We start from the raw sequence: 14,211 nt of genomic DNA, 5'->3' as shown, positions 1-14,211 counted from the left end.
GAGAGAGAGAGAGAGATTGGGGGGGAAATTCCTCAGGTAAATGACTCCTCATGAGAAACAACACTACCGTCAACAGACAGTGCCTGTTGACGGTAGTGTTGTTGACTGCTCATAACAGCTTGTTAAGTTTTGGAGATTTAGGTCTTGTAACAAACAATCAGAAGCTGTTCGTATTAGTCAGTAGCTGTCATTAGCTGTTTTGATAAAAGATGATGCCCTAATGGACAGTCATGGATGGGATGCCTGCGTAGATGACGGACATCGTGTTGCTTCCGGTAAGAAAAAGAAAGGGGAAAAGAGTTACTTGAAGCGGGTACGGGCTTCAGCGAGTTCGCGTTCCTCGTCGGCTTGTTGGCGAAGACGCAGAACTTCAGGGTCTACATAGCCTTCTGGACGAGGATAGTGCCCTTGCCGCTGCATGGTGCGGAGCCACGCGGTGACGTGTTCAGGCCCTGATGCGACGCCATTGGCAAGTTCCCAATCAAGATAACGCAGACACCGCGATACGTTTTCCGGTTCCCATCCCTGCAGCTGATAGGCACGCTTCAGTTGTGCCAGATGGGCTGGTCCGAAACCGGCATTCGCTGCGAAGGGCCACAAAATAGCGATAAGATCCCCATCCGTATTCCATATACACGTGTCATCAAGTGATAAAGAGGGGGGGATCTCAGTTTTCATGACTGTCTGTGGCTGCTGTTGATAGAGCGTTGACTGTCTAGTACGTGAAGAAGCAGTCATTGTCGGTAATGGATTGTCATTAATAAATTCAACACACACACCATGAGCATCCCCCGTGCGAACTTGCGTAGTACAGATGACGCCCTCACGTACAAGGCGGCTGATGGTGTTACGGACGGTGCCGTAGGAAAGCCCGATAGCCGGAGCAAGACGTTTTAGGTTAACGACGACCTGGGGGGATTGCTGCCTCAGTGCAGTGAGTGCATCTAAAAGTATCTGGCGGGCTCCGCCAAGATGGGCGTCTTGAAGGGTGGCCGCAATGATAGACGGCGAGATGCCATGTTGTACTGTTATATCCCGTTCTTGTTGAACTTTTCTAGAGTCAGTAGGTTGTTTATGGTCATTCGCCACTATAGTGACGGCTTGTGACAATTTGAAACCATCATCTTGCAACGGAGAGTGTGCGACGGTGGATTGAGGAGGGGTAACAGTCCTAGATTGAAAAGAATCTCTTGGAAGAAGAGTCTCTCCGCTAGAACAAGGGGACACCGTTATTGCACTTGAATAAGTTTGATAGTCAGTGACTGTTTGTGACTGGCTATAAGATAGCTGTGAATATATTGAGCGGTTGGCTACATTCGGTGACTTTTTTACTTCATCAGAACTGGGGGTAGTGGCTTTGTAATTATGTTTTGGTACAGGACTGTCATTGACAGTTGCCATCCTGTCGTCAAACATCGAGGACTGTTGGTGACAGTTTGTGTCTATATGGATTGTTTTTGGAGGAATAGCGGTGAATGACTGCTTTTTGCTGTTTATTTCTGTTAATTCCTGTATATAACTATCATCAGCTGTCATTGACGGTTTTTTATCGTAATCCAGACCGGCTTGAGCTGCTTGTACGGGGATATCAGACGGCTCACCCTGAATATCTGAGAGAGTGTACGCAGAACCTGCCTCTGGTGCACAAACAGCGTTTGGAGCCTCTGCCGAAAGTGATTCAGAAGAAGGCCCCTGAGAAGGTTCTGTTTTCTCTCCACCAGTAAGTAGAGTAGAAAGGTCTACCTGAGGAGTTCCCTCCACATGTTCCCTTTCAGGGGATTCTGCAGGTATCTCAGGAGTGTCTACTACTTTCTGTTCGGCCGTGGCCTCTTGAAGAGTCTGTAAGCCATCGGTTACAGAACAAGTAGGGGCTACAGGTGCAGCAATATCTTCGGATTGTTCGATTGTGACGGTCGACTCTTCACAATATGGTAAATCTGTTGGAGAAACGTCAACGCCAATGGTTGCATCAGAACTTGGCTCTGGCGTTAAGGTCTCTTTTTTAGCAATGGGGGGCTCTACTGCTGAGGATTCAACCGTAACTTCTGCATCTTCGGACATGGCATCTACGGCCTCATCAGATTGCTGGGCAGATTGATGCTTCGGCGGCTGACTCATTTTACGCATCTTAGCAGCCGCTTCTCGAAGGTCGGCACCGAGAGCGAAGGTAAAGTCCGGCATGCTTGATTTCTTAGCCATGTCAGTTCCTTACGGAAGGAAGAGGATAAAGTGGACGGAGAGGAAGAGAGCCTTTTCTTGTCGAGAGGATATTTTTACTTATAGGCAACATGTGCGGGGGACAATAGAATTTGGCTCATACGTGTACACTTTGTTTCTTCCGGGAAAGAATTGAATGTTACCAATGGTAAACTTGTAATCCGAAAAAGAGGAATATAAAACTACAGGACAAGCATCTTTTATTCTATGCCCATCTTTGAATAATCATGCGTTCTTGGGATCAAGACGGGCTTCCATTTCCTGTGCCAACTCACGATAGCTGCGGCAGGAAGAACAACCGTCATCATAGTCACAGACCGCAAGGTTACTCATAACAGCTTTATTTAGTGTAGTATTTCTGGGGATAGTCGTACGGAAGACCATTTCTTCGCCGAAGGTCCCTATTGCCACATTACGGATGGTTTTCGCGGCGTTATTGCGGCCATCGTACATGGTCAGCAGTACGCCCATGATCGCAAGATTCGATTCGGTGTCAGCGCGCAGGGTTTCCGCGACTTTGATAAGATGGCTTACGCCGGAAAGGGCATAAGTGTCCTCAACCCCAACCGGAATGATGATATAGTCCGTAATGATAAGCGCATTGGTCAGGAGCGCACCCTCAATGGTGGGCGGGCAATCCAGCAGAATGTAATCGTAGGTGTTCAAAGCTGCCTTATCGAGGGCTTGCCGGAAACCGAAAAAGCGCTTGATGGAATTGGAAAGCGTGCTTACCGTGGCGTATACATTCAGATTGGCAGGGATCAGATCCAACCCTTCGTATTTGGAAGGCACGGCCGCTGCCGAAAACGAGAGCCCGGTAAAGAGGTTTGCCACTGTGCGGGGTTGTTCGTATGGGGATACGGTTCCGAGGGTCAGCGACGCGTTTCCCTGAGGATCACAGTCCACAACAAGCACACGGCGTTTGCGTTTAGCGAGGCAATACGCTACGTTAACAGTGCTCGCGGTCTTGCCTACGCCACCTTTGTGGTTTGCAAAAGCAATGACTTTCGCTGCCATGAGATCCTCCAATTTGCGTGTGATGTGTCGAATTTTTTGCATGATACTCAAAAAAAGTCAATGATCATCCTCAATAAAAGCGGTAAATGGATGCGGGCAATACTCGCCATCAGTGTTTTTTAGAGTCGGAAATGGACGGCTGGGCCGAGGGAAGAAAGGCCTTTTGCGGAGTTTGACACCTTTTTCTTCTATGGATGCGTGCCCGGCACCTCCGGGGTTCAGCACTTTCCGGCAGCTCTTGCGCCGTCCGGATGGCAAGCTGGCGCTCTAATGCGGAATGTTGCCATGACCAATAAGATGAAATCCGTGGGTGAAGCGTTGCAAGGTTTTCTTGAGACGGCTGTCCCCTCCCCTCTTTCTGCTGAGGAGCGGGAACGCCTGAGGCTGTATAATCCTACGCTTGCCACACAGATCGATGCGCTCGACTGGAAGGATGTTCCGTCGTTTATCGTTGCGATCATTGAAGAGTGGCGTAGAAGCGGAAGCCCTTCATCCAAAGCTTGTCGTGCGCTTGCCGCGCCTGAGGAGCGGAAACGGCCCTCGCCTGTGAGCCTTGAGGAGCTTGCTCGTGAACAGGCGCGAGAGGTGGCGTGCGAGGTCGTCAGGACGGCTTCTCCAAAGCCTGTCCCTGCGCCTAGCCCGGTTGAGAGCGTCCCCGCCGCAGTACCCCTGCCAGCTCCTAAGGAGGAACGCCCTTCACTTTGGTGTGGCTATCCAACCAGTATTGCACGCGTTTCGCCGTTTTTTCCGATGAATAACCTTGAAAAGGGACGCCGGGACGCGCTCATGCGTGATCCCGATATTACATCGCGTGAAAAAGGCAGCATCGCGGCATCTGGGGCCTTCTTTTTTAAAGAACGTATTTCTTCGGGGCCGTGGGGAGATATCCTTTATACAGGGCCGAAACTCAGTGTTGAGGAAGAGGACGTGCTGATGGCTCTGCTGGCGATCATTGAATCCGGGGCGGAAGGGGCCGAGGCTCGTCATGTTCGTTCGACAGGAGCGCTTCCTGTGAAGGATACGGAAGAAGGTTTTGTGCCCGTCGCCCCGGATCTTCCCGAGGCGCCGTATGTTTCTGGCGGCGTGGAGGCTTTTCCGGAACCTGTGCGTTCGGCATTCCCGGAGAGCGGTACGGGAAAATTCACGTATCGTGGCCCGTTGCTGCCGATTCTGCGTCTGATGGGGCATAAGAGGCCGGGAAAGAACCATTATACGCGCTTGGTAACGGGGCTTACATGCCTCGCGCACGGGACTATAGAATTGGTGGTGCGAGAAAGGGGGCAGGAGACGTTTTACGACCTTACGCACATTATCTCGAATTTGCGCCTGCGTGGAAAAAATGATGCGGAACGGGATATTTCAGTAACGATCAGCCCGTTCTTCCGGGAAATGTACGTGGCCAATCGGCTCACTTGGATTGACGTGGCCAAACGTTTCCAGATCAGGGGAAGCATTGCGAAGGCTATGTATCGCTTCTGCCAGTCGCATAGGGAAAATCCGGTTTTTCGGGGAGATATCCGCACGCTGGCATTGGCGCTGAATATGGATCTGCGTTCGCCGTTAAAGGAAACACGCCGACAGATTCGGGACGCTATCGCGGAACTGGCGGAAAAGAAGGTGCTGGAGAAAACCAGTATTCTGACAAAGGGGAATATCGTGATCCTCAACCGTACAGCTGAAGCCCTCCCGTCCCGGAGGCGAGGGCGCAGGAAAGAGGACTAGACAAGCGAGGCCGTGTTAAACGGCCTTTTTTATGCGCCACTCTGGCCTACGCGCAAGAGTGGCTGCGTAGTCCTTACTGACGTTCTATCATTATAATATATGCTCCCCTACGTTTTCCCTTTTGGCAGTGATGGGATATCTCTCCCGCCAGTGGACGTTTGAACGTTTTGTGTATTAATGAAATATACAATATTTTTCAGTATCTTAAATATATTTAGTGGGCATATTGCCGTATTGGTGCCCCCTAATGCTCTTCCATCCTCTCTTCTGAAAAGCCATGTGACAACTGATGCATGTCATAATCCGTCATGAACTCACCTTAGCTGTCATCATCGATAACATGCTGTTTTCGTTGACACCTGAAACAACGTGTCAGAATTTTCCCGTCTAAGCTATCGGTGGGCTTAGGAGAATCAAACATAAGAGAGTATGATTCTTTTTGATTATATTAACTTATTATTTCAATATGTTAATATGAAATAGCGAGTATTTTGCCGTGTTGTTTTGGATGGCAAAAGTTTATGGCCTCCGCTTTGAGATGACACCTCTCTACCGTATTTCAGCGGTTGTCATTGATGCAAATAAAGCTTGTTATTTTACCATAGTATAGTTTATTCGTGACCATTTTGCCGTGTTGTTTTTTGTATGTCTGACAGTGCCAGTCCGGAGCTATCATTGTCAGTCATCCACTGCTGTTTGCAGATGTTGTCTGGCGGTAACAGGTAATGATGACCAGAAACAGTTTATCCAAAGAAATCGACGGAGAAACGCACTGGATGGATATCTGTTGAAAGTTGTCAGTGACAGCCGTTGACTGATAAAAATGACTGTGGAAACAGTATATTCAAGAAAAGTCACTCTCAAAGAGGATGTTTTTAGCTCTTATCAGAAATGGTATGGGATGAGAGTGCTTGAAGAGCACCAGCGTACAAGAAGCTCGACGCACACAGTAGCGGAAGATTCCGCACGTCAAGGATTACGGCAAGACAGCCTCATCCGGTGGCAGGGCGGCATGGAAGAGGAGAGCCGTTTGAGGTGGCCATGCTACCGTAAAAACCTCATGATGGGGAAAAAGTATCGCCCCGGTTCGGCGGTCGAACCGGGGCGTAAGGAGGAGGTTGGGGCGGAGAGGTCGAGAGGGCTCCGGCCCGTTGTGCTCGCAAGGAAACGAGCATTTCGAAGGAAGACTTTCTTAGCGCTTACAGAGCTTCAATGACAGCCTTGGTCCATTCCTGGATTTCCGGCTGGTCGGACTGGGCCTGTCCGTCGATTTTAAGGCCTTCAACGACGACATCCGCGCCAAGCCGTTCAAGAGCGGCTTCGATAACGTCGACAGCTCCACAGAAGTATGTGAAGTTGCTGTCCCCTGTGGCGAAACAGGCTACTTTGTGCCCCTTGGCGTTGATGAGGTCGAACTGCTGGAACAACGCGTCAAAGTCGTCCTGCAGGATTATTTCGTCGTCGCCCCATGCGGAACAACCGAAAAGGATCATATCCCATCCATCGCAAAGGCCGGGTGCGCTGGCGTCAGCAGCGTTGAGGAGGGTAGTCTCATGCCCAGCCTCTTGGATAAGGCGTCCGAGGATTTCCGCGAGAGCTTCCGTGTTGCCGGTCGTGGAGCCGTAAACAATCAGTACTTTGCTCATGATGTACTCCATGATGAAACGGTTTTGTCCTTGCACACTCGCTCTTTTTGGCTGGAAAAGGCAATGAGAACACGCGAAGCTGAGAAACAGCCACGTATTAGGAAATTTCTTTGCCGGATGCCGAAGGACTGCTTCCGAGGGGGGGGATCGGCATCCGGCTGGGAAGCCGGGCCAACCACCTCCCGGCTCCTGTGCCGATTTCTCGGCAACAGTTTGACTGGAGACGGGATACTGCCTGTTTCCTCGTCGTCCGTGAAAAGACAATAATGAAATTGAAATTCTTTTTCAAGTATAAAATTTGTTTTTATGGAATTCCCGGAAAGAATATATGCTAATACATTGAAAATAGAAAATAAAATTTATATCCTGTAAAAGAAAGAGCCCCCTAAAGAGACGAAAAAATAGGCGATGACACCGCTCTTGGGCCGTATCCGGCTGCATCTGCCACCCGGAAGCCCCATGCGGGTGTTGTGTCATGCAGGGAGAGGGAGAGATCTGTGTATTTTCCAAAACACGCCGTACATTGTGGCTTGTCTCTAGAGGCATTGGCTGGAACGTTGCTCTTGAAACGAGCTCTCGTTTCAAAGGGAAAGCACTTCAGAACGCTGCGGGCAAAAATTCGATCTTTATAGAACCCTTTGGGAAGGGAGATAGATGCAAAGTGACCGCGTTGGGGAAGGGGGTTTTTCAGAAAAGTCTCCCTTCCCCAACGCTTTTGTATCCTCTTGAAAGGAATGTATGCTTGCCGAATCCACCATAGCCGATCAGCGATCCTTGGCAAGCGGTTCGAAGGCGGTGTACTGCGGCAGGAAGGCCAGTTCCACGGTCCCGACGCGCCCGTTGCGGTGCTTGCCGATGATAAGTTCCGCGATGCCTTTTTTCGGCGTATCGGGCTTGTATACCTCGTCGCGGTAAAGGAAGATCACGATGTCCGCATCCTGTTCAATGGCTCCGGATTCACGCAGGTCCGAGAGCATGGGGCGGTTGTCTTTACGTTCTTCAACTTTACGGTTGAGCTGCGAAAGGGCCACGACCGGTACGTCGAGCTCTTTGGCTATAGCCTTGAGCGAGCGGGATATATCCGAAATTTCGAGTTCACGGGAGTCCGTGCGCCGTGAAGAGCGCATAAGCTGCAAATAGTCGACCACGATGAGCCCGAGGCCGTGCTCGGCCTTGAGCCGCCGGGCCTGTGAACGGAGTTCGAGCGTGCTGATGGCGGGCGTTTCGTTGATGAACAGCGGCGCGGTCCGGAGCAGGTCTGCGGTTTCGAAGAACCGTGACCCCTCGGCTTTACTGAGGCGACCTGTGGAAAGCTGCTCCTGCGGAATTTTTCCCCACAGGCTGATCATACGCTGGACAAGCTGGTGTTCGGACATTTCCAGCGAGAAAATGCCCACGGGCGCGCCTTCGCTGATGGCGGCACGCATGGCGAGGTTGAGGGCGAGGGCTGTTTTGCCCATCGCAGGGCGTGCCGCGATGATGATCAGATCCGAAGGCTGGAGTCCCCGTGTGATGGCGTCGAGTTCGGGATAGCCAGTAGCGAGCCCGGTGATCCCCCCCTCTGCGGGCTTGAGCACGGCGTCCACCACGTCTCCCACGAGCGCCTGCACCGGCCGGAATCCGCCGGAACAGGTGCGGCTGGATACCGCCATAACGGACTGCTCGGCCTCGTCGATGAGCCCGGCCAGATCCTTTGAAGTGTCGAAGCCAGTCGAAACGATTTTAGCCCCCGCCTCGATGAGCCCGCGCTGGATGGATTTGTCGCGTACGAGCTTGGCATAATACTCGGCGTTTGCCGCGCTGACATGCGACTGCGCCAGATCCGCGATATAAGCCGCGCCGCCCGCCTGTTCCAGCGAGCCTTGATCGCGCAGATGTTCCGCAAGGGTAACGAGATCCACTGGCCGGTTATCGGTGTGAAGCCCGAGGGCGGCCGCGTACAGCGTCTGATGCGCGGGCAGGTAAAAATCTTCCGGGTGCAGCATGGGGGCGATCTGCCCCATTGCGGAAGGGCGCAGGATCAGTCCGGCGAGCACGGCCCGCTCGGCTTCCACACTGTGGGGCGGGACCCGGCGCGCAAGATCCGTTGTGGCTGTTTCGAATTCTGTCTTCATGGCGTTGTGTGAAAAAGGTTGGAGGCGCCGTCCGCGCCCTTTCTTCCAAGGGTAGGATTTTTCGGCGAAAAGGGAAAGGCCCGCCGAACGAGGTCCCTCAGCCTGTTGGAGCACTGATCCGACAGCCGTTTTTCTGTTTGGGGCAGGGTGACTTCTGCTTTTTGTGTGGGCGGATGAAGCTTTCTTATGTCCTCCTTTGTTTTCTGAACTACTGAGGGAGCCCTCACAGCCCTTGCGCATGAAGGCGTTTCGGGGGATTGCGGAGGGCATTTGGCCGTATCCCGGTGGCCGATATACCGAAAAAGGGTGGGTATGGAGCCGCATCCTGGAGGGCATATTGCCGCAGGCGGTCATTCTGACGAACCGTACCACTCCTGCCAGCGATAAGGGCAGGCTTATCCTGCTCCGCCTGTGCGGATATCCCGCCAAGGGCGCCGGGGTTTGCCATCCTTTTCCGTACGGCATAACCCCCGTTATGGATATGAGGATTTTTATATTTTTCGCCGGGTTTTCACTAAAGGGGTTGGAATGCTTCCTTGGAGCATGTGCATCATACTGCGTAACCTGTTTTTGCAGTCAAGGTAACGGTACGGGAAACGATTGTATGGTAAGGGAGGTGACCGTTTTCCATCTTCCTTTTACGTAGCCGTCCTATTGCTGGGGCCCCTGTGTGAAGAAGGGGAACTGTCCCACATCCGAAAAACCGCGATTTATTCGTGGGGGGATAATCTCTTCAAGAGCCTGTATTTTCCCGTTTGAGGCGCCTTTTTGCCTCCTTGACGCCCTTCGGGACACAGGCTAGTGATCACAAAATATTTTTTGATCTGGTGCCCCTATGCAAACAATCGCTTCCCGTTCCGAGGACGTCGTCCGCCGTTTTTTTGATGCTTACCTCCATTTACGCGATCTGGATAAAACGCTTGAGTGCCTCGCTGACGATATCCGCTGGATAGGGACAGGAGATTTTGAACGTGCCGGCAAGGGTTTTTGCGATTGCCGCGAGCTGCTTATCGAGGAGTTCAAGGCCACGCCGGGCTCCTTCGACGTGAAGCTGCGGAATCTCTATTCCGTGGAAGCGGGCAAGGCGTGCTATACGGACGGCGACATGAGCGTCGTCGATCCATCCAGCGGAAAAGGGGTGAACGTCCGCATTTCCGCGATGTGCGGCGAAGTCCCGGATGGGCGCTGCCTCATCCAGGGCATCCACGCCTCCCTTCCCAGCGGCGAACAGCCGGACGGCGAATTCTTCCCTACCTCTTTCCTTGGGGAAGGGAACGAGCTTTCCTCGCAGTCCCGGCGCAGCGCGTTCCAGCTGCTTAAAAACAGCATTCCCGGCGGGCTTATCGGCGGCTATATCGAAAAGGGCTTCCCCCTCTATTTCATCAACGATCAGCTCCTCGGGTACCTTGGATATAGTTCGTATGAAGATTTTGTGGAGGACACGGGAGGGATGGTTGAAAACGGTATCCATCCCGGCGACCGCGACCGCGTCAACACTCTAGTCAATGAGTCGATGACCGTCACTGACAGCTATGAAGTCTCCTATCGGATGCTCAGGCGGGACGGGTCCTACATTTGGGTCCTTGACCGGGGATTGCGCAATATCTCCGAGGACGGGCGGCCCGTTATCGTCAGCATCGTCGTCGACATCACCCGCTCCCATGAGCTTCAGGAGCAGCTTCAGCAAAGCGTGGTTTCGCTCAAGGAAAAGAACGCCGAGCTGGAAGCCTGCCACGCCGTGGTGTTCAACGGTTTTGCGAAACTCGCCGCCGATGCCGAGTACACCATCCTTGAGGCCAATGATCAGTTTTTCTGTATGATCGGGTATACGCGGGAAGAAGTCCGCGGTCAGTTCGGCAATCGCGCCATCAACTTTGTGTATGCCGAAGATTTGATCGTGGGCAACGACGAGATCCGCAACCGCAAAGCCACCGGGCGGTTCAGCATCCCTTTCCGCGTCCGCCGGAAGGACGGCAGCGACATATGGGTGCGCCTGGACGCCTGCCGCGCGGAAGAGCGGTGGAACGGTCATGAGGTGCTGTACTGCTTCTATACCGACATTGACGAGCAGCAGCGCCGTGAGGCCGACTACCGCCGCCAGCGTTATTTTATGTCTTTGATCGATTCCAGCCTTGAGGGGGGCTTTTTCGTTACTGACGGAGGCGACGAGCGGCGCTTGGCCTACATCAGCGAGGGGATGCTGCATTTCCTCGGCTATGAGCCGGACGTTTTCCAGGGGTTGATGGCGGGCGGCCTTGAGGCCATTGTTTGCTCCGATGACGTGGCCCTTTTCCGCACCGCATGGCGCGAGGCCGTGAACGGCTGCTATGAGCAGGAATACCGCATCAGAAAGGGAGACGGGCAGGTCATCTGGGTCCTTGAAAAGGGGCGGCTCGTTGTGGACGGGGAAGGAGAGCCCGTGTGCATCTGCCTGCTCCTCGACATCACCGAACGCAAAATGCGGCAGGACGAGCTGATCCGCCAGACCCGGCTCGATCCGCTCACGGGGCTCTACAACCGCGAGTACGCGCAGCAGTTTATCCAGACGTATTTGGATATCCACCGCGGAGGGCATTCTTCCGCCCTGCTGGTGTTCGATCTCGATCATTTCAAGCGCGTCAACGATCGCTATGGCCACCTGCGCGGCGACGCCGTGCTGATCGCTTTCGCCAAGCTGTTGCAGGAATCTTTCCGTACCCGGGATTTTGTGGCCCGCACGGGCGGGGATGAATTCATCGCCTTCATGCAGGATGTCCCTTCGCGCACCGAGGCGCTGGACGTCTCCAGGCGCATCCGGGAAGCCATGTCCGCCACGCTTGGCAATGAATATGCGGATTGCAAGCTTTCCGTGAGCATCGGCGTGGCCTATTCCCATGAGCAGATCTCTTACGATGCCCTGTTCCAGCTCGCGGACGACGATATGTACCGGATGAAATTCCGAGCCCGGGGAGGCAGAGAACTGGACGAGCTTCCGGTTTACGACTCGGAAGGAGAGCATTCCTGCCTGTTCCGGTATGCTTACGGCCTTGTTCTGCGCATCGATCTCGATACTGGGTTGTATACCGTGCCGTATGGGGAATTCCTCGCCCGAAAGAAGATCCCGTCCCAAGGCGACTATGAGGCCATGCTCAAGGAGGCGGTACGCTCCAACATCGTCGCTGAGGATAGCGAAGACGTGTATGCGCTTTGCCGCATCGAAAATTTGCGGCAGGTGTTCGAGTCGGACAAACGGGAACTCCTTTGCGAATACCGGGCGAAGATGTCCGCAGGGGGAACCCGGTGGATCCAGTCACGGTTCTTCTTCGCCACGTCGGGCCGTTCCCGGCTGTGCTACAGCACTATCACCGACATCACCGAGACACGGCATGAGCGCGAGCGCAGCCGCGTCGCCCTGCTGTATGACTTTGCCCTGAGTGAGGAGTCCGGGGAAATCTACGAATGCAACCTCACCCGGAACACCTTCCGCATCATCCGGCACTCCAGCGGGACGTTCCTCCCGCTTCCCGATGAGGGCAGGCTGGACGACCTGAAGGCGATGGTGAGGGAGTCCATGATCCACCCCGAAGATCTGGAGCGTTACGACAGGGTTGTCGCAAACGCCCGTTCTCTCCGGCTGAACGACGGCGTGTTGAAGGAAGATTTCCGTTGCCTGTGGCGGGATGATAGTTACCATTGGATAACAGTAAACGTCCTGTGCGTGGAAGATGCGGACAAGCTTCATTTCGTCTGGGTGCACGGCATCGACGACCGCAAACGGCTGGACGAATTTTCCCGCGAGAATGCCGAGCTCCAGCGGCTGCATATGATGGACGAGCGTTACCGGATCATCGTGGAGCAGACCAAGAGCGTGGTGTTCGACTGGGGGCCGGAACAACAGCTGCATTATGCGCCGTATTTGGGCTCGCTGCTGGATTGCCGCAACAATCCCGGCAATGTGCCGGACATGCTCCGGTCATTGACGGTGCACCCGCGTGACATGGCCGATTTCAAGGCGTTTCACGCTTCGCTGTACCGTGAGGATCAGGTGGAGACGACGGTGCGCCTGCGCCGCCGTGACGGCGCGTTCATTTGGTGCCGCATCGCGGCGACGCTCAAGCGCGATGCGCAGGGCAAGCTCCTGCGTATTGTGGGTACGATCTCGGACATGGATGATAACGTGCGGGCACTGCGCCATCTGCGCTATCAGGCGGAGCACGATCCGGTTACGGGATACAGCAATTTCGCCAAGTTCAAGACGGACGCGGCGGAATTGCTGGCCGCTCGCGGCGACCGCAAATATTCGCTCTGGTACTGCGATATCCGCAACTTCAAGTTCATCAATGATATCTATGGATACGACATCGGCGACGAGTTGCTCAGCTACTGGGCCGAGCTCATCGCGGAAGGCGCGCGCCCGGGAGAGACGTTCGGGCGTATTTCCGGCGACAACTTTGCCCTGCTGCGGTGCTATCGGGATATCGACGATCTGGTGGCGCGGTTCCTGCGCTGTTCGGATCTGCTGACCCGGTTTGAAGGGTTGGCGAATCGCCGGTTCCGCGTGGAGATGATCGCGGGTATTTATCTGGTCGAGCGTCCAGAGGACATTCTCAGCATCGACGATATGCTCGACCGGGCGAACCTTGCGCAGAAGAGCGTAAAACATCTCAGCGGCAGCAAGTACGCCTTATATTCCGAGGAGATGCGCAAGCGGGTTCTTTACGAAAAGAACATCGAGAGCTGCATGGAGGAGGCCCTGCGCAATCGGGAGTTCTGCCTCCATCTTCAGCCGCAGGTGGATATCCAGCACGGCGACGCGCTGTTTGGCGCCGAAGTCCTGGTGCGTTGGGAGCGCCCGGGATACGGGATGGTCTCGCCCGGCGACTTCATCCCGCTGTTCGAGCGCAACGGGTTCATCGTGGATCTGGATGCTTTTGTGTTCGAAGAGGCGTGCGCCTATCTGGCGTCCCGGGGTTCGCGCGGCCTGCCTCCGTTGAGGCTTTCGGTGAATGTGTCTCGCCTGAGCATTGCGCAGGGCGATTTCCTCGACCGTTATTCAGCGATCCGTGACAAGTACGGTATCGATTCCGGAATGCTTGAGCTTGAGTGCACCGAGACGATGGTGATCCGTAACTTCGCGCTGTTCCGTGAACTGATGGCGGCCCTTCCGTCCCGTGGGTTCCGCAGTGCGATGGACGATTTCGGCACGGGGTACTCGTCGCTCAACATGCTTAAGGAGATCGCGCTCGACGTGCTCAAGCTGGACATCGCCTTTTTCCGCGACACCGAGGGTACGCCCCGCGAGCGCGCCGTGGTTGAAAGCATTGTGCAGATGGCCCGCGCACTCGGCATGTCCACCGTCGCCGAAGGCGTTGAGAAGCAGGAACAGGTGGAGTTTCTCCGCTCGATCGGGTGCAGCGCGATTCAGGGCTACATTTTTTCCCGTCCCGTCCCGCTCGCTCACTTTGAGTCCGTCGAGGCCAGTTTTCCTCTATATGTAGAAGGGTAGGGGGAAAACC

General features: G+C 54.2%; 6 protein-coding genes. 2 read left to right on the top strand and 4 right to left on the bottom strand.

The annotated features are described in order from the left end of the window. Positions 1–300: 300 nt before the first annotated feature. Positions 301–2,199: a hypothetical protein gene (locus tag HMPREF0178_RS21045; protein WP_009368483.1), complete on the bottom strand. Its 1,899-nt coding sequence runs from the start codon at positions 2,197–2,199 to the stop codon at positions 301–303. Between the two features lie 243 nt (positions 2,200–2,442). After that, a complete protein-coding gene (locus tag HMPREF0178_RS12880; protein ID WP_005024802.1) occupies positions 2,443–3,234 on the bottom strand; it encodes a ParA family protein in 792 nt (263 codons plus the stop codon). A gap of 285 nt (positions 3,235–3,519) precedes the next feature. Here HMPREF0178_RS12880 and HMPREF0178_RS22610 point away from each other — a divergent pair, with 285 nt between their 5' ends. Further along, a complete protein-coding gene (locus HMPREF0178_RS22610) occupies positions 3,520–4,956 on the top strand; it encodes a hypothetical protein (protein ID WP_232281276.1) in 1,437 nt (478 codons plus the stop codon). 1,199 nt (positions 4,957–6,155) lie between these two features. On the opposite strand, the gene HMPREF0178_RS12870 is transcribed toward HMPREF0178_RS22610, so the two are convergent. Together HMPREF0178_RS12870 and dnaB are read right to left on the bottom strand one after the other, a co-directional pair. Beyond that, positions 6,156–6,602 carry a flavodoxin gene (locus HMPREF0178_RS12870; protein ID WP_009368481.1) on the bottom strand — a complete coding sequence of 149 codons (447 nt, stop codon included), beginning with the start codon at positions 6,600–6,602 and terminating at the stop codon, positions 6,156–6,158. A gap of 764 nt (positions 6,603–7,366) precedes the next feature. Then, positions 7,367–8,716: a replicative DNA helicase gene (dnaB, locus tag HMPREF0178_RS12865; RefSeq protein WP_009368480.1), complete on the bottom strand. Its 1,350-nt coding sequence runs from the start codon at positions 8,714–8,716 to the stop codon at positions 7,367–7,369. 835 nt (positions 8,717–9,551) lie between these two features. Between dnaB and HMPREF0178_RS12855 the strand changes: the two genes are divergently transcribed. Continuing rightward, a complete protein-coding gene (locus tag HMPREF0178_RS12855; protein WP_009368479.1) occupies positions 9,552–14,201 on the top strand; it encodes an EAL domain-containing protein in 4,650 nt (1,549 codons plus the stop codon). Positions 14,202–14,211 lie beyond the last annotated feature (10 nt).

The sequence above is a fragment of the Bilophila sp. 4_1_30 genome, from assembly GCF_000224655.1.
Classification (GTDB): domain Bacteria; phylum Desulfobacterota; class Desulfovibrionia; order Desulfovibrionales; family Desulfovibrionaceae; genus Bilophila; species Bilophila wadsworthia.
Note: the sequence above shows the minus strand (reverse complement) of the source record. Positions and strands in the feature narration are given on the sequence as shown.

Excerpts from the sequence above, each read along its gene's own strand:
- HMPREF0178_RS12880 (WP_005024802.1), bottom strand. The coding sequence starts at position 3,234 with ATGGCAGCGAAAGTCATTGCTTTTGCAAACCACAAAGGTGGCGTAGGC.
- HMPREF0178_RS12855 (WP_009368479.1), top strand. The coding sequence starts at position 9,552 with ATGCAAACAATCGCTTCCCGTTCCGAGGACGTCGTCCGCCGTTTTTTT.
- dnaB (WP_009368480.1), bottom strand. The coding sequence starts at position 8,716 with ATGAAGACAGAATTCGAAACAGCCACAACGGATCTTGCGCGCCGGGTC.
- HMPREF0178_RS12870 (WP_009368481.1), bottom strand. The coding sequence starts at position 6,602 with ATGAGCAAAGTACTGATTGTTTACGGCTCCACGACCGGCAACACGGAA.
- HMPREF0178_RS22610 (WP_232281276.1), top strand. The coding sequence starts at position 3,520 with ATGACCAATAAGATGAAATCCGTGGGTGAAGCGTTGCAAGGTTTTCTT.
- HMPREF0178_RS21045 (WP_009368483.1), bottom strand. The coding sequence starts at position 2,199 with ATGGCTAAGAAATCAAGCATGCCGGACTTTACCTTCGCTCTCGGTGCC.